This window comes from Melaminivora sp., assembly GCF_032059615.1.
Classification (GTDB): Bacteria; Pseudomonadota; Gammaproteobacteria; order Burkholderiales; family Burkholderiaceae_C; genus Melaminivora.
This window is the reverse complement of the sequence record NZ_DAMCAM010000030.1, coordinates 17,243-39,582: the sequence shown is the minus strand read 5'-3', so window position 1 is coordinate 39,582 and position 22,340 is coordinate 17,243. Positions and strand designations below refer to the sequence as shown.

Annotated in this window: 26 protein-coding genes; 9 read left to right on the top strand and 17 right to left on the bottom strand. The window is 68.6% G+C overall.

Features of this window, described 5'->3' with window-relative positions:
* The 3 genes from prfB to RT051_RS08505 form a co-directional block, all read right to left on the bottom strand.
* Positions 1 to 1,040 (bottom strand): peptide chain release factor 2 gene (gene prfB, locus RT051_RS08515; protein ID WP_313075019.1). Its coding sequence is split into 2 segments (ribosomal slippage), with 1,039 coding nucleotides annotated over them: positions 1 to 958 and positions 960 to 1,040; the frame shifts between segments, so codons are not numbered across the junction. This gene is flagged as partial in the annotation.
* A gap of 182 nt (positions 1,041 to 1,222) precedes the next feature.
* Positions 1,223 to 3,133: a clostripain-related cysteine peptidase gene (locus tag RT051_RS08510; protein WP_313075016.1), complete on the bottom strand. Its 1,911-nt coding sequence runs from the start codon at positions 3,131 to 3,133 to the stop codon at positions 1,223 to 1,225.
* A gap of 122 nt (positions 3,134 to 3,255) precedes the next feature.
* On the bottom strand, positions 3,256 to 4,194 hold the full coding sequence (locus RT051_RS08505; RefSeq protein ID WP_313075013.1) for an alpha/beta hydrolase: 939 nt from the start codon (positions 4,192 to 4,194) through the stop codon (positions 3,256 to 3,258).
* A gap of 134 nt (positions 4,195 to 4,328) precedes the next feature.
* Between RT051_RS08505 and RT051_RS08500 the strand changes: the two genes are divergently transcribed.
* The 4 genes from RT051_RS08500 (at position 4,329) to plsY (ending at position 8,049) form a co-directional block, all read left to right on the top strand.
* Positions 4,329 to 5,390 carry an aldo/keto reductase gene (locus RT051_RS08500; RefSeq protein ID WP_313075011.1) on the top strand — a complete coding sequence of 354 codons (1,062 nt, stop codon included), beginning with the start codon at positions 4,329 to 4,331 and terminating at the stop codon, positions 5,388 to 5,390.
* Positions 5,391 to 5,464: 74 nt separating this feature from the next.
* Positions 5,465 to 5,983, top strand: coding sequence for a Cys-tRNA(Pro) deacylase (ybaK, locus tag RT051_RS08495; RefSeq protein ID WP_313075008.1), 519 nt, complete (start codon positions 5,465 to 5,467; stop codon positions 5,981 to 5,983).
* A 111-nt stretch (positions 5,984 to 6,094) separates the two neighbouring features.
* Positions 6,095 to 7,309: a GGDEF domain-containing protein gene (locus tag RT051_RS08490; RefSeq protein ID WP_313075005.1), complete on the top strand. Its 1,215-nt coding sequence runs from the start codon at positions 6,095 to 6,097 to the stop codon at positions 7,307 to 7,309.
* 104 nt (positions 7,310 to 7,413) lie between these two features.
* On the top strand, positions 7,414 to 8,049 hold the full coding sequence (gene plsY / locus RT051_RS08485) for a glycerol-3-phosphate 1-O-acyltransferase PlsY (protein ID WP_313075002.1): 636 nt from the start codon (positions 7,414 to 7,416) through the stop codon (positions 8,047 to 8,049).
* Positions 8,050 to 8,078: 29 nt separating this feature from the next.
* Here the strand turns inward: plsY and RT051_RS08480 are convergent, their stop codons facing one another.
* The gene (locus RT051_RS08480; protein WP_313074999.1) at positions 8,079 to 9,080 is read right to left on the bottom strand and encodes an HD domain-containing phosphohydrolase; all 1,002 of its coding nucleotides are present in this window, start codon (positions 9,078 to 9,080) and stop codon (positions 8,079 to 8,081) included.
* Positions 9,081 to 9,106: 26 nt separating this feature from the next.
* Complete coding sequence (locus RT051_RS08475) at positions 9,107 to 9,592, bottom strand: YajQ family cyclic di-GMP-binding protein (RefSeq protein WP_313074996.1); 486 nt, start codon at positions 9,590 to 9,592, stop codon at positions 9,107 to 9,109.
* A 64-nt stretch (positions 9,593 to 9,656) separates the two neighbouring features.
* Here RT051_RS08475 and murB point away from each other — a divergent pair, with 64 nt between their 5' ends.
* Entirely contained in the window at positions 9,657 to 10,742 is a 1,086-nt protein-coding gene (gene murB / locus RT051_RS08470; RefSeq protein ID WP_313074993.1) for a UDP-N-acetylmuramate dehydrogenase, read from the top strand.
* 7 nt (positions 10,743 to 10,749) lie between these two features.
* Here murB and pdxH read toward each other — a convergent pair whose 3' ends face one another.
* Complete coding sequence (gene pdxH, locus RT051_RS08465; protein ID WP_313074990.1) at positions 10,750 to 11,403, bottom strand: pyridoxamine 5'-phosphate oxidase; 654 nt, start codon at positions 11,401 to 11,403, stop codon at positions 10,750 to 10,752.
* 27 nt (positions 11,404 to 11,430) lie between these two features.
* Positions 11,431 to 11,985, bottom strand: coding sequence for a gamma-glutamylcyclotransferase (locus tag RT051_RS08460; protein WP_313074987.1), 555 nt, complete (start codon positions 11,983 to 11,985; stop codon positions 11,431 to 11,433).
* 106 nt (positions 11,986 to 12,091) lie between these two features.
* Between RT051_RS08460 and RT051_RS08455 the strand changes: the two genes are divergently transcribed.
* The 4 genes from RT051_RS08455 (at position 12,092) to RT051_RS08440 (ending at position 16,701) form a co-directional block, all read left to right on the top strand.
* The gene (locus tag RT051_RS08455) at positions 12,092 to 12,598 is read left to right on the top strand and encodes an OmpA family protein (protein WP_313074984.1); all 507 of its coding nucleotides are present in this window, start codon (positions 12,092 to 12,094) and stop codon (positions 12,596 to 12,598) included.
* Positions 12,599 to 12,736: 138 nt separating this feature from the next.
* Positions 12,737 to 14,554 carry a phosphogluconate dehydratase gene (edd, locus tag RT051_RS08450; RefSeq protein ID WP_313074981.1) on the top strand — a complete coding sequence of 606 codons (1,818 nt, stop codon included), beginning with the start codon at positions 12,737 to 12,739 and terminating at the stop codon, positions 14,552 to 14,554.
* Positions 14,545 to 15,210 carry a bifunctional 4-hydroxy-2-oxoglutarate aldolase/2-dehydro-3-deoxy-phosphogluconate aldolase gene (gene eda, locus RT051_RS08445; protein ID WP_313074978.1) on the top strand — a complete coding sequence of 222 codons (666 nt, stop codon included), beginning with the start codon at positions 14,545 to 14,547 and terminating at the stop codon, positions 15,208 to 15,210. Before edd ends, eda begins: the two co-directional genes overlap by 10 nt.
* Before the next feature lie 279 nt (positions 15,211 to 15,489).
* Entirely contained in the window at positions 15,490 to 16,701 is a 1,212-nt protein-coding gene (locus RT051_RS08440) for a tyrosine-type recombinase/integrase (RefSeq protein WP_313074977.1), read from the top strand.
* On the opposite strand, the gene RT051_RS14695 is transcribed toward RT051_RS08440, so the two are convergent.
* From RT051_RS14695 to RT051_RS08395, 10 genes are all read right to left on the bottom strand, one after another.
* Positions 16,604 to 16,936 (bottom strand): helix-turn-helix domain-containing protein, encoded by a 333-nt coding sequence (locus RT051_RS14695; RefSeq protein WP_409520579.1) that lies wholly within the window; start codon positions 16,934 to 16,936, stop codon positions 16,604 to 16,606. The genes RT051_RS08440 and RT051_RS14695 overlap by 98 nt on opposite strands.
* Positions 16,914 to 17,714, bottom strand: a complete 801-nt coding sequence (locus RT051_RS08435; protein WP_313074974.1) for a hypothetical protein — start codon at positions 17,712 to 17,714, stop codon at positions 16,914 to 16,916. Before RT051_RS08435 ends, RT051_RS14695 begins: the two co-directional genes overlap by 23 nt.
* A complete protein-coding gene (locus RT051_RS08430) occupies positions 17,711 to 18,175 on the bottom strand; it encodes a hypothetical protein (protein WP_313074972.1) in 465 nt (154 codons plus the stop codon). The genes RT051_RS08435 and RT051_RS08430 overlap by 4 nt, the downstream gene beginning before the upstream one ends.
* A 110-nt stretch (positions 18,176 to 18,285) precedes the next feature.
* On the bottom strand, positions 18,286 to 20,550 hold the full coding sequence (locus tag RT051_RS08425; protein WP_313074970.1) for a ParB/RepB/Spo0J family partition protein: 2,265 nt from the start codon (positions 20,548 to 20,550) through the stop codon (positions 18,286 to 18,288).
* A 3-nt stretch (positions 20,551 to 20,553) separates the two neighbouring features.
* A complete protein-coding gene (locus tag RT051_RS08420) occupies positions 20,554 to 21,003 on the bottom strand; it encodes a hypothetical protein (RefSeq protein ID WP_313074967.1) in 450 nt (149 codons plus the stop codon).
* Entirely contained in the window at positions 21,000 to 21,311 is a 312-nt protein-coding gene (locus tag RT051_RS08415) for a hypothetical protein (protein WP_313074965.1), read from the bottom strand. Before RT051_RS08415 ends, RT051_RS08420 begins: the two co-directional genes overlap by 4 nt.
* A gap of 11 nt (positions 21,312 to 21,322) precedes the next feature.
* On the bottom strand, positions 21,323 to 21,682 hold the full coding sequence (locus RT051_RS08410) for a hypothetical protein (protein ID WP_313074962.1): 360 nt from the start codon (positions 21,680 to 21,682) through the stop codon (positions 21,323 to 21,325).
* A gap of 30 nt (positions 21,683 to 21,712) precedes the next feature.
* Positions 21,713 to 21,844 (bottom strand): hypothetical protein, encoded by a 132-nt coding sequence (locus RT051_RS08405; RefSeq protein WP_313074959.1) that lies wholly within the window; start codon positions 21,842 to 21,844, stop codon positions 21,713 to 21,715.
* Positions 21,841 to 22,074 carry a hypothetical protein gene (locus tag RT051_RS08400; RefSeq protein WP_313074956.1) on the bottom strand — a complete coding sequence of 78 codons (234 nt, stop codon included), beginning with the start codon at positions 22,072 to 22,074 and terminating at the stop codon, positions 21,841 to 21,843. The genes RT051_RS08405 and RT051_RS08400 overlap by 4 nt, the downstream gene beginning before the upstream one ends.
* The gene (locus tag RT051_RS08395; protein ID WP_313074953.1) at positions 22,071 to 22,340 is read right to left on the bottom strand and encodes a hypothetical protein; all 270 of its coding nucleotides are present in this window, start codon (positions 22,338 to 22,340) and stop codon (positions 22,071 to 22,073) included. The genes RT051_RS08400 and RT051_RS08395 overlap by 4 nt, the downstream gene beginning before the upstream one ends.

Here is a 22,340-nt window from a genome sequence, read left to right as displayed (position 1 = left end):
TGGCGGAGACTTCGACGTTGGTGCGCAGGTCCTTGATGCGGCTGTTGTCCAGCACATAGCTGCGGATCTGGTGGCCCCAGCCGACGTCGGTCTTGGTGTCTTCGAGCTTTTGCTGCTCTTCCATGCGCTTGTGCATCTCCAGCTCATACAGCTTGGAGCGCAGGCGCTGCCAGGCCACGTCGCGGTTGCTGTGCTGGCTGCGGCCGTCCTGGCACTGCACGACGGTCCCGGTGGGGATGTGCGTCAGGCGCACGGCCGAATCGGTCTTGTTGATGTGCTGACCACCGGCGCCGCTGGCGCGGAAGGTGTCGGTGCGCACGTCGGCCGGGTTGATGTCGATCTCGATCGAGTCATCGATCTCCGGGTAGACGAACAGCGAGGCAAACGACGTGTGGCGCCCGCCCGAGGAGTCGAAGGGCGACTTGCGCACCAGGCGGTGCACGCCGGTTTCGGTGCGCAGCAGTCCGTAGGCGTACTCGCCCTCGATGTGGATGGTCGCGCCCTTGATGCCGGCCACGTCGCCGGGCGTCTCGTCATCGACCGTGGCCTTGAAGCCCTTGCGTTCTGCGTACTTGAGGTACTGGCGCAGCAGCATGCCGGCCCAGTCGCACGCCTCGGTGCCACCGGCTCCGGCCTGGATGTCGATGTAGCAATTGAGCGGATCGGCCTCGCGCCCGAACATGCGGCGGAACTCCAGGTCCTCGATCAACGGCTGCAGCTTGGCGGTCTCGGCCTCGATGGTGAGCAGGCCAGCCTCGTCGTCCTCGTCTCGGCTCATTTCAAAGAGCTCGCTGTTGTCGGCCAGCTCCGAGGTGAGCTTTTGCAGCGTCAGCACGACCGCGTCGAGCGACTTCTTTTCCTTGCCCAGCTCCTGGGCCTTCTTCGGGTCGTTCCAGACGTTGGGGTCTTCGAGCGAAGCGTTTACCGTGCGCAGGCGTTCGTATTTGGCATCGTAGTCAAAGATACCTCCGTAACTCTCGCGTCCGCTCGGTCAGGTCTTCGAGGGTGTTGCCGATGTGGTTGATGCGCTCTGCTTCCATGGTGCGGGTGTCCTGTGTCGTGTGCTGGTGCCTGGCCGTGGCCAGGAAAGAACCCGCGATTTTGTCATGGGACGCCTGCAGAGCCGGCCCCGGGGCGCGGGAGCCACCGCCCGCGCACGGGAATGGGCGGCCCGGGACCGTGCATACAGGGCAGCCCGGTCCGCGCCACCCGCGGCAGGGGTTTATAACGGCAACCCGGTGGGCGAGCTGTGCAGCGTGCCGGTCAGGTCGGACACGACCATGCGCAACTCCAGGCCGGCTTGCCGGGGCGCCTGCATGGACACCACCCAGTCGCCTTCGGGGACACGCAAGAGCGTGTTGCCGGGCTCCCACTCCCCGGTCCGCAGTTCCAGGTGGAGTGGAACGAACAGGCTGCCGGGCTCCAGTTCGAGCATGGCTGCCGTGGAGCCAGCAATGAAACTGCCGGAGATGAACCAGCGGATGCGCAGCACGCCGTCGTCGCCTCGCAGGGCAAGCAGCATGCCTTCCTCGAACCTGCCGGAGCGGTCGGGCTGGGCCGCGGGAATCTGCAGCAACTCCTCGTCCTCCTCGTCCTCCTCGTCCTCCTCGTCCTCCTCGTCCTCCCGAATGAGTGTGACCAGCTGGCCCTGCACCGTTGGCCAGCGGCGGCAGTCGTCCAGCCGCACCTCCTGACCCTGGGCCATGCCCGAGCGCAGCGACAGGGCCATGCCCCGCTCATCCACCAGCGCCCCGAACCCCTGGTCAAACGGGCGCGCAAGAATGGGCAGTGCGCGCTTCGAGGCCCCGCTCTGGGTGGGGCGGGCAACCACTCGCACCTCGGCCAGTACCGTGTCGCCCTGCAGGCGCGGGACACCCACCGCCACATAGGGCATCTCGCTGCTCGCGGCAAAGGCCGTAAAGCGGTCCACCAGAGCGTGGTAGGCGGCGGAAAAGGGCACCTTGCGATATTTCTCCAGCAGCCTGGCGTCCAGCGTCGAGAAACGGGGGAAGTACATCATCAGCCCACCCGCGTCGTCCTCGCTGCCGTCCACGTGGATGACCAGCGCCTCGAACGCCGCGTTGAACTGGTTGACCAATGCCGGCGGCAGCAGGTCCACCTCGCCAAGCTCCTTCACCCAGGACTTCACGTCCACCAGGTCGAAATAGGTCTGAAAGAGGTTGCTCTGAAAGTCCTGAGCCTCGCGACGGGCCACGGCGATGGCCCACCAGGCCTGCAGGCCCTGGGTGTCGATGGCGCTGGTGAGCGTGCTGGCCACCTGGTCGAACACCTGCATCAGCGGCCCGAGCCGATCCAGGGCAGAGACGGAATAGGCGGTGTAGTCCAGCCGGGGAATGCTGTCGAAGTCCTTGTAGCTGTCCACGATGGCGCGGCCCAGCGCGTCGCCTTTGGTCTGCGGGTGGGTGGCGACGTAATCCACGACTTCTTTCCAGTCCCAGCCGAAGGTCACCTCTTCGGACCCCACCAGATAGTGGCTGAGAGGCGCCAGGTTGTAGGCCACCTCCAGGCTGGCCATGAGGCAGCTGTCGAAGCCCGCCAGCTCGAAATGCACGCCACTGCCCTGCAGGGCGGATGTGATCTCGGCCAGGGTCAGGGCGGTGCCGTTGCCCAGCGCGTAGTCGTTGCCGAAGCCATGGATCGGCCCGCCGCCGTGGTCCCACAGGCACAGCGCATATTGCTCCGCTGCAAATTCACGCGCGCCCCACTGGATGAAGTCCTGCAGGGTCTGGGGCTTGTTCATGGCCACCTGCGGTGGCTGCTGCGCCTCGGGCAGGGCCTGCAGTGTCCAGCCCTGGGCCGTGCCCGCAACGGGTACCAGGCGGTAGCGGCGGGTCTGCTGCATGTTGACGTTCGGAAACTGCCCCGGGGCCTTGCCGCCCCCGATTTGCAACACAACTTCGACCTGATCGCTGTTGCGCGCCCTGAGCATGTTGGACAGGTCGCGCTCGGCGCCTTTGCCATTGAGCAGGTCCGAGGCAACCAGATACACCAGAAAGGTGGTCTTTTTGCCCTTCGGGGGTTGCGGGACCGGGTCCGAGCCACCGCCGCAGGCAGTGAGCAGGCCCAGCAGGCCCACGGCGCTGGTGTGTTGCAGGAGGGTGCGTCGCTTCATGGCAGAGTCCTCAGCTGTTTGTGAGGAAACGAAACATAGCGCCAGCCCGGGCGGCTGGCAACCTGGATAGGGCTGCGACCGGGATGCCTTCGGCGTGGGTGGCTGGCGCAGGGCCCGCCTGCTCAGGCCCCCGCGAACTCTTCGATCAGCCGGGCCACGACCTGCGGCTGGTCGTGGTGCAGCATGTGTCCGGCATCCTGGACCACCGTCGTGCGCACGTCGCGCACCTGGGTCAGGCGCTGGTGGTATTCGGCCAGCGAATACTTGCCCTTCCACCACTGGCCCAGGCTGTCGTTGTCACTCTCCACCGACAGCACCGGCGCCGAGATGGCGGCATACAGCGCGTTGGCCTCGTCCACGCGGTAGAGCTGCGGGTTGACGATCTTGTGCGCGGCGTCGCCCAGGATGCGCCAGCGGCCATCGGTGCCTTCCTCGGCCCACTCACGTGCCAGCCATGCGGCCTTGCCCGTGCTCAGGCGCGGGTTGGTCTTCATCAGGCGCTCGGCCACGCCCTGGGCGTCGGGGTAGGTTTTCAGGTCAAGCTCGCCACGCTCGTACTGGCGGATCTCATCCATCCACTGGGCATAGCGGCGCGGCGCCTGGGCCGGGGCGGAGGCCGGCAGGCCGAAGCCCTCCAGGTTGACCAGCCGGCGGATGCGCGCCGGCCGCACGCCGCTGTAGAGCATGGCGACATTGCCGCCCATGCTGTGACCCACCAGGTCCACCGGCTGCCCGCCGGCGTAGTGGTCCAGCAGCTGGTCCAGGTCGGCCAGGTAGTCGGCAAAGACGTAGTGGTCGCAAGGGCCGGCGGGCCGGGTGTGGCCAAAGCCGCGCCAGTCGGGGGCGATGATCTGGCGGCCCTCGAAGAAGGCCTGGGTGAACGCATCGGCAACGAACTGCCAGGATGCGCCCACGTCCATCCAGCCGTGCAGCAGCACCAGCGGCGGCCCGCCGGCCTGCCGCTCGCCCCAGAGGCGGACGTGGTAGTCGAGCGTGCGGATGGGGACGGTTTCGGTGCGCGCCAGGCGCGCGGGCTGGTAGGGCTCGGGGGCAAGAGACATGGCGCGGATTATTCGCCCGGGCCCCGTGGCCTGCCAGTCGTTCCCGGGACAGGGCTGTGGCGCGGGCCAGGCCCGGCTTCGTACACTCGCCCCTCGTCGTCCGTCCCAAGTCACAAGAGCAAGAGAGAGTCCGCATGCACACCGTTCCCCTCGGCCACAGCGACCTGCAGGTCACCCCCATCTGCCTGGGCACCATGACCTTTGGCGAGCAGGTGGACGAGCCCACCGCCGACGCCATCCTGGACCGCGCCGTCGAGCGCGGCGTGAACTTCATCGACACCGCCGAGATGTACGCCGTGCCGGCGAGGGAGGCGACCTGCGGCGCGACCGAGACCATCCTCGGCCGCTGGTATGCCGCACGGCCCGGGCGGCGCGCACGCACCATCCTGGCCACCAAGGTGGCTGGCCCCTCGCGCGGCATGCCGTGGATCCGCGAGGGGCTGGGCATGAGTGCGGCGGACATCGCGGCCTCCTGTGAGGGCAGCCTGCGCCGGCTGCAGACCGACGTGATCGACCTCTACCAGATCCACTGGCCCGAGCGCCACGTGCCTGCCTTCGGTCAGCTCTACTACGACCCGGCCAAGGAAAAGAGCCAGACCCCCATCCGCGAGCAGCTCGAAGCCCTGGCGCGGCTGGTGCGGGAGGGCAAGGTGCGCTACGTCGGCCTGTCGAACGAGACGCCCTGGGGTGTGCACGAATTCGTGCGCCTGGCCGAGGAGCACGGCCTGCCGCGCGTGGTCTCGGTGCAGAACCCGTACTGCCTGGTCAACCGCAGCTGGGACAACGCCATGGACGAGAGCTGCCACCGGCTCGGGGTGTCGCTGCTGGCGTATTCACCGCTGGGCTTCGGGCTGCTCACGGGCAAGTACGACCAGCATGGGCCGCACGATCCGGGCGCGCCGCAGGACGGACGCCTGGCGCGGTTCGATTCGATGCGCCGCCAGCGCTGGGCCCGGCCCGAGTCCGTGGCGGCCGCGCGCCGCTACAACCAGCTGGCACGCGAGCACGGCCTCACGCCGGTGCAGCTGGCGCTGGCGTTCTGCTATCGCAGCTGGCGCGTGGCCAGCACCATCATTGGCGTGACGTCCCTGGCGCAGCTCGACGAGAACCTGGACGCCTGGAGCGTGCAGCTGTCGCCCGAGCTGCTGGCGGCGGTGGACCAGCTGCGCTGGGAGACGGGCGACCCGGCCCGTTGATGGATTTTTGAATGAAAAGCGGCTCAAACCCTTATCTGTCAACGGGAAGTAGCTATCTTTTTTGAGAGGGCGTCATGGCCAGGAAAGACAAGGCACAGCACGTGAGCGAGACCCCGGCCACCCAGCTGCTGCGCGCCCAAGGGGTGGCGTTCACCGAGCATCCCTATGAGTACGTGGAGCACGGCGGCTCGGCCGAGTCCGCACGCCAGCTCGGGCTCGACGAGCACAGGGTCATCAAGACCCTGGTCATGCAGGACCAGGACGCGCGCCCGCTCATCGTGCTGATGCATGGCGACCGCACGGTTTCCACCAAGAACCTGGCGCGCCAGATCGGCGCCAAGAGCGTGCAGCCCTGCAGCCCGGACGTGGCCCAGCGCCACAGCGGCTACCAGGTGGGCGGCACCTCACCTTTCGGCACGCGCAAGCGCATGCCGGTCTATGTCGAGGACAGCATCCTGCAGCTGCCGCGCATCGCCATCAATGGCGGCCGGCGCGGCTTTCTGGTGCAGCTGGACCCGCACGAGTGCGTGCGCCTGCTGGACGCGCGGCCGGTGCAATGCGCGCTCGGCGACGAGGCTGCCGGGCGGGCATGAGCGCGTAGCGCCAGCGCGGCGGCCCGCGCCAGTCCGCAGGACGGGTTGCCGCTACCATGGGCGCTTCGCCACAGAAGGCTGCTTGCGGCGGCAGCCCATCTCCGGACCCCCATGATTACAAGCGTCGTCATCGGCATGCTCTGCGTGCACCTGCTGTCCTTTGGCGTGATGTTCTGGCTGATCAGCCAGCGGCTGCAGGGCGACAAGCTGGGTATGGATGTGTTTGCCCTGGGCAATGCCATGCTGGGGCTGGCCTATGTGATGCAGCTGCTGGAGGGGGCGCCGAGCAGCAGGGCGGTGAGTGTGCTCAACCACTCGCTGACGCTGTGCACACCGCTGGTCTGCTGGATCGGAGGCATGCGTTTCTTCGGCCGGCCGGCGCCCCTGCTCAAGCCCCTGTGTGCGCTGGCCCTGGTCTATACGGCGATGCAGCTGTTGGTTCAGTGGCAGCTGGGCACGGCGGCGCGCTACACCATGCTGGCATTCGCTTCGGCGCTGACCTTCGCGGCCATGACGGCAGCAGTGGTGTATGCCATGCGCCGCATCGCGCGGGATCTGCAGGTGGAGATGGCGCTTTTTGCCGTCCTCATCTGCGGCCTGGGCGTGCTCAACGCCCTCAAGGGCGTGCGCCTGCTGCAGGACGGGCTGGATGCGCTGGACGCAAGGCACCGCTTTCAGAGCGTGTTCTACATCTACATGTCCTTCCTCGCCACGGTGCTGGCGCCGTGCATGATCTGGCTGGTGCTGCGCCGCCTGACCGACGCGCTGCGGGCCACGGCGGCGCGCGACCCGCTCACGCAGCTGCTGAACCGGCGTGGCCTGGTCGCAGGCCTGGAAGGGCATTTCCGCTCGCGCGCCGCAAGCCCGGTGCGCCTACTGCTGCTGGACATCGACCATTTCAAGCGCATTAACGATACCTGGGGCCACAAGGCAGGCGACGAGATGCTGTGCGCGGTGGCCCAGGTGTTGCGCCGCACCCTGCGCCATGGCGACCTAGCCAGCCGCACCGGCGGCGAAGAATTCGCAGTGGTTTGCCTGGATGCGGGCGACGAAAGCGCCATGGCGCAGCTGGCCGAGCGCCTGCGCGCCGCCATCGAGCAGGAGTCGGTGCCGCTGCCCGGACTGGACCAGCCCCTGCGCTGCACGGTCACCATCGGGGTGTCGCCCGCCTTCCGCAGCCCGGATGGGCTCGATGCGGCCATGCAGGAGGCCGATATTGCGCTCTACCGCGGCAAGGCCGCCGGGCGCAACCGCGTCGAGTGGGAGCCCGCGCAGGAACGAGCACTCGGGGCTGGTTCCGTTCCTGTCGCAGCGCAGCCAGCCTGAAGCTGCGGCCGGCAGGCGCGGCGGATGGCAGAATGCCACGCGCCGCGGGTGCGCTGCCGCGCCGCTGGCGCCCCTTTTTTGCCTGTTTTCGAGAAAGCTTTCTCGTGTCCTTTGCCTATCCTGCTCTGGCGACTGTCGCTGCCTACCTGCTGGGCTCCCTGTCGTTTGCCGTCATCGTCAGCCGCGCCATGGGCCTGTCGGACCCGCGCACCTACGGCAGCAAGAACCCCGGCGCGACCAACGTTCTGCGCTCGGGCAGCAAGCTGGCAGCAGTCGTCACCCTGTTCTTCGACGCATTCAAGGGCTGGCTGCCCGTGGTGCTGGTGCGTGCCTATGGCGCGCCCCACGGGCTGGAGGAGGGCACGCAGGCGCTGGTGGCGCTGGGGGCATTTGCCGGGCACCTGTGGCCGGTGTTCTTCCGGTTCGAGGGCGGCAAGGGCGTGGCCACCGCCGCGGGGGTGTTGCTGGGCATCAGCGGCTGGCTGGGTCTGGCCACATTGCTCACCTGGGTGATCATTGCCGCGTTCTTCCGCTATTCGTCGCTCGCCTCGCTGGTAGCGGCCGTGTTCGCGCCATTTTTCTACCTGCTGGGCAGTGGCGTGGCCTGGCAGGCGGACGCCCACGTCGGGCTGGCCGTCGCCGTCATGGCGGCGCTGCTGGCCTGGCGGCACCGGGAGAACATCCGCCGCCTGCTGGCGGGCACCGAATCGCGCCTGGGCGCGAAGAAGAAAACCGGCTAAGTCCCCGCCACGTCGCGCCTCAACGCGCTTCAGCGCGCGGGAGGGCGACCGTGCGAGGCGGCGTAGTGGCCCAGGCGCACCATGGTGCGCTGGTTCAGCTCGACCCCCACTGCCGAGCGTGCCAGGGCCGACTGGATGCGGACCGCTCCGTCGGCCGTGCGGTGCAGGCAGGGCGTGGCCAGCGCTTCGCCGTCGGCGCTCACCACGCTGGCCACCAGCGGGCTATTGACGCGTTCGCTGCGGCGCAGCACGACAGCGACTTCCCCGTTGTCCAGCCGCACAAAAGTGCCGGGCGGGCACAGCCCCACCGCGCGCACCAGCACCACGCCCACCTCGTCATCGACCAGCGCCTCGGCGCCCACGATGGAGCGCACCGAGTCGGTGGCACTGCGCCCGCGGCGCCACTTGCGTGGGCTGATCATGGCGGCGTAACGATCGGTCGTGGACAGAATGCGTGCCAGGCGCTCGGGCAGCGGCAGCAGGGCCGGGCGCAGGGGCGCCGCGTCGGCTGCCGGGTGGTGCTGGCCCACCACGTCCAGCCACAGGCGATCCGCCACTTCCAGGCGCTCCAGGGTTTCGCGGCCGGCCTCGGCGTGCTGCGCCACGATGCGCTGCTGCGCGGCGGACAGCGGCGCCTGCTGCAGGGCCAGCTCATCCTGCAGGGCGGTCATGCCGATGTTCATGGTGAACGCCGCGCGCACCAGGCTCGAATGCTCATGGGGCGCCAGGGCGAGTTCGCGGCCCAGGATGTGGCACAGCGCGGCACATACCAGGGCATGCGATGCGCTGTAGCCCACCGTGGAGGTGGTGGCCAGCTGGAACATGAGGTAGAGCGCCGCGTCCACGTCATGCGCCACCAGTTCGGCCAGCCACTGCTCACCCTGGGCTACCTTGGACGCAAAGCCCCGCACGCAGTCCGGCCGCGCCAGCAGCGTGGAGACGAAAGCCTCCAGGTCGGACCATTGGCCCAGCAGGTCTTCGTATTCGCTGTCGGGCCGTGGATCAGGGCCCGGGCGGAGCAGGGCGGGCATGGTGCCATCGCGCCCGAAGGGCGTGGTCAATCGCGGAAGTTGTCGAACGTGAGCGGCAGGTCCGCCACTTCCTTGCGGATCAGCGCCATGGCAGCCTGCAGGTCGTCGCGCTTGGCGCCGGTGACGCGCACCTTTTCCTCCTGGATGGCGGCCTGCAACTTCATCTTGCTGTCCTTAATGAGCCGCTGAATCTTCTTGGCCTGCTCGCTGTCGATGCCGTTCCTGACCTTGACCACCTGCTTGAGCTTGTCGCCACCGATCTTCTGGGGCTTTTGCACGTCGAGAAAGCGCACGTCCACGTTGCGCTTGGCCAGCTTGCCGCGCAGCAGGTCTTCCACTTGCTGCAGCTGGAACTCTGCGTCGCCGAACAGGGTGATCTCCTTGTCCTTGAGCTCGACGGCGGCGGAGGTGCCCTTGAAATCGAAGCGCGTGGCGATCTCCTTGGAGGCGTTCTCCACGGCGTTCTTCACTTCGACGAAATTGGCTTCACAGACGGTATCAAAAGAGGGCATGACGGTACCTTGGGGCAAAGGGTGAGGGCCGCAGGGCAAAAAGGCGGGTGCGACAATTGGCGGGATGTTAGTCGAGAAAAACGTATCGCTTCAGGGGTGCAACACCTTCGGCATTGCGGCGCGCGCACATACGCTGGTGCGCATCCGCAGCCTGCAGGACCTGCGGGACGTGGTGGCCGACGAGACGCTGCGCAGCCAGCCCATGTTCGTGCTGGGCGGGGGCAGCAACATCGTGCTGACAGGCGACGTCAGGCCGGTCGTGCTCAAGATGGAGATCAAGGGCCTGCGCCTGGTGCGGGAGACCGAGCGTGCCTGGATCGTCGAGGCCGGTGCGGGCGAGGTCTGGCATGAAACCGTCGCCTGGACCCTGGCGCAGGGCTGGCCTGGCCTGGAGAACCTGGCGCTGATTCCCGGCACCGTGGGTGCAGCGCCCGTACAGAACATCGGCGCCTACGGCGTCGAGCTGCAGGACCGCTTCCACTCGCTGTCGGCCGTGGACCTGGCCACGGGGCAGCCGTTCGATCTGGACGCCTCGCAGTGCGGCTTCGGCTACCGCGACTCGGTCTTCAAGCACCGCCCGCCCCCGGTGCCCGCTGGCGCCACCCAGCCGCTGGCGGCCGTGCGCGGCATGGGGCTGGCCGGGCGCGCCATCATCACGCACGTGCGTTTTGTGCTGCAAAAAAGCTGGCGGCCGGAGCTGGGCTACCTGGAGCTGGAGCGCAAGCGCCTAGAGTCAGGCATCGCCGAGCCCACGGCGCAGCAAGTGTTCGATTGGGTGTGCGAGATCCGCCGCGCCAAGCTGCCCGATCCGGCTGTGGTGGGTAATGCCGGCAGTTTCTTCAAGAACCCGACGGTGACGCCCGAGCAGTGCCAGGACATCATTGCGCGCGACCCCAAGGTGGTGCACTACGTGCTGCCGGACGGGCGTTTCAAGCTGGCCGCCGGCTGGCTGATCGACGCCTGTGGCTGGAAGGGCAAGTCGGTCGGGCGCGCCGGTGTCTACGACAGGCAGGCCCTGGTGCTGGTCAACCGGGGCACGCCCGAATGCAGCGTGACCGGCGGCGAGGTGATGACGCTGGCGCGCGCCATCCAGACCAGCGTCTATGAGCGCTTTGGCATCCGGCTGGAGCCCGAGCCGGTCGTGGTGTAAGGCGCGCTCAGGGCGCCAGGCGCTCGCGCACCCACTGCTCGCCATCGAGCCGGTAGCGCAGCCGGTCGTGCAGCCGGCTCTTGCGGCCCTGCCAGAACTCCCAGCGGTCGGGCTGCAGGCGAAAGCCGCCCCAGTGCGGCGGGCGCGGCGGCTGCAGCAAAAACTGCGCGCCATAGCGCGCCGCGGCCGCCACCAGCACGCTGCGGCCGGCGATGACCTGGCTCTGCGGGCTGGCCCAGGCACCGATGCGCGAGTCGAGCGGCCGGCTCTGGTAATAGGCGTCGCTCTCGGCGTCGCTCACGCGCTCGACCCGGCCTTCGATGCGCACCACGCGTTCGAGCTCGACCCAGTGGAACTGCAGCGCCGCGTGCGGATTGGCGGCCAGCTCCCGCCCCTTGCGGCTGTCGTAGTTGGTGTACCAGACGATGCCGCGCTCGTCGTAGCCCTTGATGAGCACGACGCGCGTGCTGGGGCGCAGGTCGCTGCCGACGGTGGCCAGCGTCATGGCGTTGGGCTCGGGCACCTGGGCCGCGAGCGCCTCGCCCAGCCACTGGTCGAACTGGCGCAGCGGGTCGGCGTGCGAGGCGTCCTCGCCCAGTTCGGCGCGTTCGTAGCTCTTGCGCAGGGCGGCGATGGTGGTGGACAGGGGCGTGTGGCTCATGCGCGCGATTGTGGAGCAAGCAAGCGTTCAGTCGGGCGTGGCGGACAGGGCCAGCAGCCGGGCCAGCGCACGGTCGTGGATGCCCAGTCGCAGCAATTCGGCGTGAGTGGTCTGGGCATAGTCGCGCGTGCTGCCGTAGATGCCCTGCGCCTGTTCGAAGATGAGGCGGTAGTGCGCGTCGGGCAGCACGCCGGTGTAGCTCGGGCTCTTGCGCGACAGCGTGAAGGCGAGGGCGCGCACAGGCCCCTGCGCGGTGCGGCAGACGAGCCAGCGCGGGTCATAGACGCCCAGCACCATCTCGCGCTGCCACAGCGGCGGCAGCATGACTGGCACCTCGCTGCGCTCGACCCGGTAGGCCATGCCGCGGCAACTGCCGCCGGGCAGCATGCCAAAGACCAGACCCGGGCATTCGGGTGTGCCGCGGTTGACGCGGCTCCACATCTTGAGTGCGCGATGCCAGCCGTGCACCAGGGCAGGGCGGCGCTCCGCGAAGGCAAAGTCAGGTCGCCAGATGAGCGAGCCGTAGCCGAAGATCCACAGATCGTCCTTGCCACCCCACTCGGCGAACATTCGCTCGAGCATGGGGGCAGGATCGCGATCGGGACGGGAGGGGGCGAGCATGGCGGGCAACTCTACAATGGCGGGTTTCATCCACTTGACGCTCTGATTATTCACGGGAGTGAGCACCATGTCCTTCAACAGTTCCGACGACGACGGCCAGCAGCGTTTTGCGCTCGGATTTCTTCTGATCCTGATCACGCTGGTCATCTCCACCGTCGTGGGCGTGGTGGTCTACCAGCGTGGCATTGCAGGCACACCGGCGGGCGCGGCCCAGCAGACAGCCCCGGCCTCCACGGCCGATGAGGCCTCCGTCGTGGTCGAGGGCGACACCGTCCGGTTCTACTTCGCTTCCGGAAAGGCACAACTGGCCACCGGAGCAAGGGATGCGCTGGCCGGCATGGCCCTTGGCATCAGGGACCAGGGCCGCTCCATCGCGGTGTCGGGCTACCACGACGCCACGGGCAACCCCGAGGCCAATGCCGAGCTTGCCCGGCAGCGCGCCGTGGCAGTACGCGACGCGCTCATCTCCCTGGGCGTGCCCGAGGACAAGGTCGAACTCCGAAAGCCCGAGCTGATGCTGGGCGGCGCCAACGACGCCGAGGCGCGCCGGGTGGAAGTGACCTTCGCCCCCTGAAAATCGCCTCACCCTGAAGACGAGCCCGGCACCGCCGGGCTTTTTTCATCCCGGCAGCAGACGCGGACGGCCTACAGACCCTGGCGCCCCGCGGCACTACCATCGAGCGGCCCAGCCATTTCCCGGAGTCTGCCCGCCATGCCCCTGCACGAAGCCATCCTGCGCACCACCGAACGCATCCGCCAGCGCAGCGCCACCTCACGCGGCGCCTATCTGGAGCGCCTGGACAGTTATGTGCGCCGCGAGCCGGGCCTGGACCGGCTGGGCTGCGCCAACATCGCGCACTCGGTGGCCGGTCTGCCCGGCAACGACAAGCTGCGTATCGTGGTCGAGCGCGGGCCCCACCTGGGCATCGTCACGGCCTACAACGACATGCTGTCGGCCCACGAGCCGCTGCAGCACTACCCGCGCGTCATCAAGGAAGAAGCGCGCCGCCAGGGCGCCACCGCCCAGGTGGCTGGCGGCGTGCCGGCGATGTGCGACGGCATCACGCAGGGGGCGGCGGGCATGGACCTGTCGCTGTTCTCGCGCGACGTGATCGCCATGGCCACCGCCGTCGCCCTGAGCCACGACGTGTTCGACGCGGCCCTGATGCTGGGTGTGTGCGACAAGATCGTGCCGGGCCTGCTGATCGGCGCCCTGCATTTCGGCCACCTGCCCACCGTGTTCGTGCCGGCCGGGCCCATGCCTTCAGGGCTGTCCAACAGCGCCAAGGCGCAGGTGCGCGAGCAGGCCGCCCAGGGCCTGGTGGGGCGCGACGAGCTCTTGCAGGCCGAGATGGCGGCCTACCACGCGCCGGGCACCTGCACCTTCTACGGCACGGCCAACAGCAACCAGATGCTGCTGGAGGCCATGGGCCTGCACGTGCCGGGAACGGCCTTCGTCAACCCGGGGCAGGAATTGCGCCTGGAGCTTACGCGCGAGGCCGTGCGCACGGCGCTGGGCGGGGCAGAGTGGCGCTGCCCGCCCATCGGGCGCCTGGTGGATGAGCGCGCCATCGTCAACGCCATGGTCGCGCTGCTGGCCACCGGCGGCTCGACCAACCACCTGATCCACTGGGTGGCCGTAGCGCGCTCGGCCGGCATCGCCATCGACTGGGAGGATTTCTCCGAACTCTCGGCCGTCGTGCCGCTGCTGGCGCGCGTCTATCCCAACGGCAGCGCGGACGTGAACGACTTCCAGGCCGCGGGCGGGCCGGGCTACGTCATTCGGGAGCTGCTGGACGCCGGTCTCATGCATGAGGACGTGCTCACCGTGCGCGCAGGCGGCATCCGTGAGTACACCCAGGTGCCCAGCGGCGGGGAGGGCGTCGGCCTGCACTGGCAACCCGTGGGCAGCAGCGGCGACGACAGCGTGCTGCGCCCGGCGGCCGAACCGTTCAGCCCGACCGGCGGGCTCAAGGTGTTGACCGGCAATCTGGGGCGCAGCGTGATCAAGGTGTCGGCCGTGCCACCCGGCAACCACGTCATCGAGGCGCCGGCGCGGGTCTTCGACTCGCAGGCGGCACTGCTGGCGGCCTTTCATTCCGGCGAACTCGACGGCGACATGGTCTGCGTGGTGCGCTGGCAGGGCCCGCAGGCCAACGGCATGCCCGAACTGCACAAGCTGACGCCGCCGCTGGCGGTGTTGCAGGGCAAGGGCCACCGCGTGGCGCTGGTGACGGACGGCCGCATGAGTGGCGCCTCGGGCAAGGTGCCTGCGGCCATCCACCTGGTGCCAGAGGCCCTGGCCGGTGGGCCGCTGGCCAGGGTGCGCGACGGTGACCGCATCCGGCTCGATGCCGTGGCTGGCACGCTGGAAGTGCTGGTCAGCGCCGAAGAATGGCTGGCGCGCGAGCCGGCCATGCTGCCTGCTGCGCAGGCCGAGGACAGCAGCCATGGTCTGGGACGCGAACTGTTTGCCGGCTTTCGAAGGAACGCCCTGGGGGCGGAAGAGGGGGCCTGCACATGGCTGTGATCCCCAAGAAATTGACCGCGCTGGACGTGGTGCACGACGCACCGGTCATTCCGGTCATCGTGCTGCATGAGCTGCGCCATGCAGTGCCCCTGGCGCGTGCCCTGGTGGCGGGCGGCATCCGGATGCTGGAAGTGACGTTGCGCACTCCGGTGGCGCTCGATTGCGTGCGCGCCATGGTGCAGGAGGTGCCCGAGGCCGTCGCGGGTGTCGGCACCGTGCGCACGGGTGCTGAGGCCGAAGCCGCCCAGCGCGCGGGCGCGGCATTCGCCGTGAGCCCAGGGTTTACCCTGGGTCTGGCCCGAACCTGTGCGGAGCTGGGGCTGCCGTGGCTGCCCGGGGTTGCGACGGCCAGCGAAATCCTGGCGGCGCAGGAGGCGGGGCTGTCTGCGCTCAAATTCTTTCCGGCCATGCAGGCCGGTGGCGTCGGGCTGCTCAAGGCTTGGCAGGGGCCGTTTCCGGAGGTCGTCTTCTGTCCGACGGGCGGCGTGCAGCCCGACAACGCGCCGTCGCTGCTGGCTCTGGGCAACGTGGCGTGTGTCGGGGGCTCCTGGCTGGTGCCAACGCAGGCACTGGAAGACAGGGACTGGGCACGCATTACGGCACTGGCACGCGAGGCCTGCGCCTTGCGGCCAAAAAATACCGTGAAAACCGGCTGAAGCCGTTACCCATAAACGACTTGCAGCTATAAAAACGTAGTCTTCAACGCAGGCTGGTGCCCGCGCTGGAATCGCTCTTGCGTTCGATGAGTTCGATCTTGTATTCGTCCATGTGGTTTAGGTTTATTGATTAAATCTTTTAAAATCAATAATTTACGTCATTACCGCATCCATCTACGGCCCTCAAGTCGATTGAAATGGCTTGCCGGCCGCCACAAAACGGCGGCTGAAACTCCATAAGTCCATGCGATGATCCGTCCGGTCCAAAACGGGGGGATCATGGCCAAGCCACGTCAAAAGCCATCTGGCAAATGGGAGATCGCATTAAGGCATCCAGCACTGCCGGGCGGTCGCAAATACTTTTCGTTCGACTCGGAGCAGGAAGCGGTCGAGTACGCGCAGCAGTGGAAGCTGATGAAAGGCGCCGGCTTGCAGCCGCCGGTAGCCCTGACGCAACCACCCGGCCCGGCCAGCAGCGTGCGCCTGGTGCGCGTGCTGGGCGAGTGGTCCGAAAGCGGCTTTGCCGCGCCCACGCAGATTGGCACGCTCAAAAAACTCTCGCAGGAGGTGGGCAGCGTCAAGCTGGCCGAGGCCGACTACACTTGGCTGACCGGCTACCTGCGGCAGCTCAAGGTGGACAAGAACCTGTCGCCCACCAGCATCAAGCAGCGCATACAGGCCCTGGGGCGGGCGATCGACGAATACCTGCGTCACCACCCAGGCCTGCAGCTGGCCAGCCCGGTGCGCTTGCTGCCCCGGGGCTACTCGCGGTATAGCGACGCAGAGGCCAAGCTGGTGGTGGCCAAGGGCCAGCAGCCCAAGGTCAACGTGGAGCGCGACCGGCGGCTGCAGCCGGACGAAGAGGAAAAGATCGTGCGGGTGCTGTCGGGCTATGAGCGGCCAGACCGTCCGCGCGGCCTGCAGCTCAAAGGGGGCAACGCGCTGCTGACGCTGTACCTACTGCTCGTCAACTCAGGGCTGCGCCTGAAGGAGGCCTACACGCTGCGGCGTCACCAAGTGGACATGGACCGCAAGGTCATGCGCGTGCAGTGCTCCAAGCAGTGGCGCGGCGCCGTGAGCTGGCGCGACGTGCCCATGCGGCCAGAGGTGCACGCCGCCCTGGCCGACTACCTGGCCACGCGGCCCATGCTGCCGCAGGCGTGGCTGTTTCCGTTCATGGAGGAGGAGGGGGTCAAGGGCGAGAAAACGGTCAGCCAGCGGCTGTCCTTCCGCTTCCGCCTCGCGTTTGAGTACATGGGGATCGAAGGCCTGCACGCCCATGACCTGCGCCACGAGGCCACCTGCCGCTGGCTGGAGCTCAAGGATGCGCGGGGCCTATGGCTGTTCCGCTTGGAGGAGCTCAACAAGATCATGGGGTGGAAGCCGGGTAGCGTCATGGCGCAGCGATATGCAAGCTTCCGGGCCGAGGACCTGACGGCGCGCCTTTGGGAGGCTGCGGTAGCGCCGGCGGCGCCTGCCGGCGTGGCTTGACCAAGCTGGCCAGTGGCGCCGGGGTGCCGCAGCGCTCGGCAAACTGGCTGCGGCGCTCCTCGGCTTCGCGCCGACCTTTCTCGGCCAGGTAGGCCAACAGGTCGCTCTTGACGTAGATCCAGCCGCGGCCGAACTTGACCCCGGGAAGCTCGCCCTTGCGAGTCAGCTCCTCCACGGTTTCGGGCGTGCACTGCAGCAGCGCTGCGCACTGGTCAGCGTTGATCGTGTCCTGCATCGTCTTTCTCGGACGTGTACAGCATGTCCACCACGGCACCGGCGGCGAGGTCCTGCGGAACCTCAGCGCCGTCAAACATCTGCAGCGTAATCTCGCCGGCCTGGTAGGCCACCTTGACTACCTGCGCCTGCAGCTCGCTGTAGTCATGCTGGCCTACCAGCAGCGTGGCTGGGTCGTCGCCTTCGCGCGATATGAAGATGGGCCGGCCCCCGTGCTCGATGACGCTGGTGCCGGGCGGTGCCGACTTGATGGCCTGCAGTAGGTCCTGCGACAGCGGTGGCAGCGTAGTGCCGGCGCTGCGCTGGTGCAGCTTCATGGCGAAGTTGCCCACGTCCACCGGGTCGCCCTTGTGGACGTGCTTGCGCAGGTCGATTTGCAGGTCTGTGGTGGGGCAGCGCTCGGGATCGTTCCGGCCGCCGCGGCCCTTGGCGCGGGCGGCCGCCAGCTTGGCTTTCATGGCGGCTGCGAAGCGGTCCACGGCCGCGTCGTCGGGGTGCTGGGGCGATGCCGGGTTTTCGGCATCGGGCGCCGGCCGCGTGAACAGCGGCACCACGCCTGGCGCATTGAGCGGCTGCTGCGACCAGATCCTGATGTTGCCGTTGTCGGCAAATGCAGCGTAGGCCACAGGCGTGGCCTGGGCGGTGTCGGCACGGCCCAGGTCGTAATACGCGTGCATCTGCTCAGCCTTGTAGCACTCGCATTCGTTGTCATGCACGAAGCCGCGCTCGTAATGCACGTAAGCGGGTTTTGGCAGGGCGGGGCGTTGAGGGTGGCTCATGGAGTTGCCTCACGTGTGGCCGTCAGGCCCAGGGATTGGGAGTCGGTGCGCGCCACTGCGCCGCTGGTGGACAAGGTGCGATTGATCAACCGGGCGGCCACATCGTGCAGCTCGCCGGCGCTGAGCTGTTGGAGCTGGAACTCGTGCAGGTCCAGCGCGGTGTTGATCGCGTCCAGCTCGTAGTGGTAGAGCGCCGTGCAGCGCCAAGCGCCGGTGGCGAGCGCGCGGCCGCGGATGGCGTCCATGGCCTGCAGGGCGCTGGACAAATGCTCATGCAGGCCGCGCACGATGCCGCTGGCCTCGATGCCTTGGGCGATCAACAGCGTGGTGTAGAGCACCGTGTGGTGATCCTCGGCGGCCACGCCCTCGCGGATGCGGGCAGCGCACTGGCGCGGGGCGTCCATGGTGTCGGCGACTTCGGCCGGCGTCAGCCTGGTGGCATTGCGGCGCACCAGCTGCATAGTGTCCAGACAGATTGGGGCCTTGCGTTGCGGCGCCGACGCACGGCGCGCGGTCCGGGCCTCCAGGCGTCGCTGCTGGCGGCTGCCGGGCAGGGGAGCGAATACGCGGCTCACTGCAGCACCTCCAGCTCACTCTGGTCGAACACCACGCGCTTGGGGCCGCAGCGCTTGCTGCGCTCAATGTCGATGCTCCAGGCACGGTCGCCCAGCTGGGCCACCACCAGACCTTCGTGGTCGATCCAGGGCTTTTGCTGCTTGCCGGTGGCGGTGCCGTTGATGCGCACGCGCAGGCCAACGGCGATCACCGCGGGCTTTGCTGCTGCCCCATCGGACACGTCTGCACTGCCCCGCCCATCGGGCGCGGCACGGGAGGCGGCCGTGGGCGCGGCGCTGGCCTGGGGTGCGCCGGCCGGCTTGGCCGCCGGGGCAAAGGCGCTGGGCGAGGCTCCGGGCGCAACGCCCGCCGCCTGCCCGGAAGGGACAGGCGGCGCCTCGTCGCTTTGCGCCGCAGGCGCCACGTCCTGGCCCTCCTCCAGCGCCGCCAGCGCGTCGGCTATCTGGGCGCTGGCATGCGCAGCGGAGGTCTTGGGCGACTCGGCGCCGGCGCGCGCAGCCGGGGCCTTTTTGGCTTTGCCAACACCGCGCACTGCGGGGGCGGGCGCAGCGGGGCCACGGGGTAGGGCGGGCTTTGGAGCGGCAGCTTTGGCGGCTTCTCGCTCGGCCTGGGCTTTGGCAGCGGCGCGCTGGTTGGCTTTGGTCTTGGCCTTCACGGCCGCCGGGTCCACGCCGTAGTCGCCGGCTACCAGCATCAGGCCCTCGTTATCGTCACGGCCCAGCCAGTGGCGGTACTCAACGTCGCCGAACATGACCAGCAGCTGCAGCACGTCGCCAGGTGCGTCGGTGTCGGCGATGTACTGCAGCAGCCCGGCCTGGGGGGCGACCTTCCCCAGGTCCAACAGCTTGCACAGGCGTTTGGCGCGATCCTGGTTGTATGCGCGGGCCATGTTGGTGGCTATCAGGCGCATCACCGCATCGCTGGGCGCCTCGTGGGTGCCGTCTTTGATTTGCTGCCAGGTGCTCGCCAGCAAATCCCAACGCCATTGCGTTTCGTAAGCCTGCTTGGCATCGGCATTCGCACGGCTTTTGGCGTGCTGGGCTTCCTGCCGGGCCTGCTCGTCGATCTTTGCGGCGGCCTCGGCAGCACCAGCGTGCTTGAGCAGGCCTTCCACCTGATCATGGGTGAGCACGGCCACCAGCTGCCCATCCTGGTGCGGATTGGCCACCAGCGTGGGCTGTATGCCTTGCTGTTCCATAGCCTTGCCGATCAGCTTGCGCAGCGGCTTGTCGGTCGGGCTGTCGCGTTTGTCGTCCAAGCGCAGGTAGCCCTTGACTTCGTTGCTCCAGCTGTTGGGCATGAGGGCCTTGGCTTCGCGGCCCTCAATGATGTGCTGGCCGCGCGCCAGAGCCTCGCGCTTGATGGCTGCGGCGTGGGCCTCTTCCTTGGCGCGGTAGCAGGCAGGGTCGGTGCACACGTCTGCACTGCCCACGTCGGCGAACAGGTCGGGGTTGGCGCCGGTGCGCTTGACGCATTCGCGGCAGCTGCCGGCCGCGGGCATCAAACTGGCGTCCGTGATCCTGAACCGGGCGGCATCCAGCTTGAGCATGTACTCTTCCTGAACGTGCCTGGCGCATTCTCGGTAGCTGGGCCGCCCACCGTCCCACCTGGGCCGGGTGCAGTAGGCCAGCGCCTTGCGCTGCAGGCCCTCATTGGCGATGCGCGCGATCAGCAGGGCCTTGCTGAAATCGATCGTGCCCTCGCGCAGCGCCTCACGCGCCTCGTAGCACAACTCCAGGATTTTCAGCCGGGCATACACATAGCTGCGGCTCTTGCCAATCTTGGCGCCCACCTGGTCGGCCGTGATGGCGCTGGTGCGCATCAGCACCTCATAGCCTTCGGCCTCCTCCAGCTCGGTCACGTCCTCGCGCTGCAGATTCTCGATGACCTGGATCTCCAGCGCCTGTTCGTCCGTCAGCTCGCGGATCATGGCGGGCACCTCGGCCACCCTGGCCAGGCGGCAGGCGCGCAGGCGGCGGGCGCCGGCGACCAGCTCGTACTCGGGCAGCGGCGCGCCCTTGCGGCGAAACCCCCACGTGTCGGGCACGCGATGGCCGGGCAGCGGCCGTAGCAGGATGGGCTGGTGCACGCCGGTGGCGGCGATGCTGTCGGCCAGCTCCTGCAGCTTGGGCTGGTCGAAATGCTTGCGCGGGTTGGTGGTGCTCTCCTCGATCAACGCCACCTCCACCATGCGCATTTGCGGGCCAGCGCTGGGCGTGGGCAGGGGTGCGGTCACGGTGTCATGCATGTCGGTCGTCATGGCTTACTCCCGGGTCAAAGGGTTGCCCTGCAGGTCCGTCACGCGGCCGCAGGCATGGTGCAGGCGCGCGCCCACGCGCGAGGGCACGCGGGCGGCGTCGGCGGCGCCGGCGCGCAGCAACGGGCCCTGAAGCCGCAGGGGGGCGCGGCTGGTGGCATGGTTCAGGGGCTGCTGCCCGGCAGGATGGCCGCCCGCGGGGCGCGTGCCTGCGTGCGGCACGGGCCAGAGGTGCATCGTTGCGGCCGGCCCATCGGGCAGCAGCACGCTGACGCCGGCATTGATCACGCTGCCGTCGCGCAGCCGCACGCTGTAGCAGTCGCCCGTGGGCGGCACGTCCAGCACCAGGCCGTGCGCGCCGGCGTGCGGGTGCGGCTGGCCATAGGCAACGGTGGCGGTGGGGCAGATGCGCACGGTGCGCCCCGCCCAGGCGTTGGTCTTGCGCGTGCCGGTCATGCAAACGCTCCCTGGGCGCGCTCAATGCCCAGCACACGGCAGGCACGGCGGCGCACCTCTTCGGTCACCGCCCAGCCGAAGGCCTCGGGGTCGACCAGGTCGCGCACCAGCTCCAGCATCTGGTCGCGGCCTTGCCAGTAGTGCACGGCGCGTGCGCGGTGGTTGCAGACGGCCAGCATGTCGGTGGCCAGCGCTTCTGCCGGCGACAGACGCGCACCGGGGATGGGCTGGGCGGCGCTGGTCAGCACCGTCACCAGGCCGCCGGCCGCTTCGGTGATGTGGATGGTGATGGTCTTGGTTTGTGGCATGGGCGGTGCTTTCATTCGGCGGCGGGTGCCACGGACAGGGCCCGTGGCAGGTTGAGCCGCAAGGTGTTGGCGGCGGTGGTGACGATGACGCGCTGCCCGGGCTGCAGGGCCGCGGCGCAGGCTTCGGTGGCGCGGCGCTCTTCCTCGGCAAAGGGCAGTTCGGCGTGCACGGTGTTGCCGCGGGGCCCCACGCCGTGCAGCTCAACGCACAGCACGGGCACGGGGCGGCCCTGCTCGCTGCGGGTGCGGATGACGGGCGCGGCGGCCAGCGTGCCGGCGAACTCCAGCAGAGCCGGCGGCACGCCGCCAAACAGGTCGGCGCCGGGATGCTCTTGCTGCTGGTGCCGGGGATGTGGTGCACACGTGTGCATATCGGTGCCTCCTGTGCAATGCGGGGTGTGTCAGCGGGTAGCGCCGTGCAGCAGCTGCAGCACGCGCGGGTGGTTGGCCTGCAGGGCAAGCAAGGCCATGGCTGCGGCGGCCACCAGCAGCCAGGCCAGCAGCGCCAGGGCGATCAGCGCCACGCGTCTCATGGCTGCGCCTTGCGATGGCAGACAAGGGTCTTGTCGTCCACCCACTCAAACGCGCGGCCGGCGCACACCTGGCGGCCCGCCCAGTCGCGGCTGGCCAGGGCGGCGGCGTCTTCCTGTGCCGCCTGCAGGCTGGCGGCGCCGCCGGCCTCGGGCGCGGCATCAGCCCAGGCGGCGCAGGCGCCGATGACGAGGGAGAGGGCGATGGCCGTGAGCCAGTTGGGGGCGGTCATGCGGCACCGCCCTGCCGCGTCCGAATGTGGCGCCCCTGGTGCGCCCACAGCGCGGGCGGCTGGGCGGCGACGAAGCGGCGGATGATCTCGCGGCCTACCTGCTCGGCGAAGTCGCAGGCTTGCCGGTCACCGAAGGGCGCCGGGTTGGCCTGGCTGATGTGCCACAGCTGGGCGATGCACTCGTCGGTGTAGCTGGCCAGGCGGTCGAGATGGACCTCGAACGTGATCTTTGTGCACGCGTGTGCACTGGGGGAGAGGGGTTGCAT